Below are 1006 nucleotides of genomic sequence, written 5' to 3' on the forward strand. Positions count from 1 at the left end.
TAATCTCCCGCACCATCTATACGGAAAAATTCAGATGTATTACCAGCAGGTATAATCCCCGAATATTGTTTCTTGTCCAGTAGATCATAACCTATTGGGTCTAAATGGGATTGATCTTGCAAATCTGCTAGTTTAAAGGTGGCTGCTCTTAGATTGGTGGCAAAATAATCACGTGTTACCTTTTGATTAGCTGCGATATCTAAAAGTGTATTTTTTGCTGGATCAATATTATCAGGGGCTGAGGTGAAGATAGGGGTAAAAGATGTTTTGTCCCCAATAAGTTTTTTGCCGTCTAAATATCCATCTTTTAAATCTGTAGCGAGACTTTGGGTGAGATCTTGATAAGGTGAATTCGTATTATGGATGCTTGACCAATATTGAAGATAACCAAAGCTTAGATAGCTATCCACATATGTACTAGGCTTTGTCGTTGAGTACTGTAACCTAGTTAAATCAACAAGTAGGTTGGCTGGACTTAAACTTGGAATGCCTACGTCTTTAAACGCATTAAGAAGAGATCTGTAGACATCTTGAGAGGCTAAATCGACATGTAATTGTTCAATACGGGTTGGGATAATTGTCTCATTAGGCAACTGACCTGAACGAACCATAGCACGTTGATAAATTGCTTCTGAACTTGGGCTGATGAATTGGGTTCTACTACTTACTGTATTGGGTGTAATAAATGTATGATAAATGCCAGATAAATTTTGATATTTTGAAGTAATTGGGTTAAATACCAGTGATGAATTTTGAGTTGTAATTTCAACACGATAAAGACGATTTAGTTTTGTGCTTGGAAGTTTAATATCGTAACTTGTTAAACTGGCAACTTGGGTATCAATCAAAATACTATTGTCGGTATTATCATATACCTTGAGTTGAACATTGCGCATTTCGACAGGGGTTTTAAGCGTAATATCCGTCATGACTTCATGAGTGGGTTAAGACGGTTTAGGCGTGTTATATGAACCTCCGCTACTGCTACCAACACCACACCCGACAC

Annotated in this window: 1 pseudogene; it reads right to left on the reverse strand. The window is 37.6% G+C overall.

From position 1 onward, the window contains the following. Window positions 1-1006: pseudogene (locus tag VXQ92_RS21615) on the reverse strand (hypothetical protein); the annotation flags it as partial.

The organism is Acinetobacter sp. 228 (genome assembly GCF_048147885.1).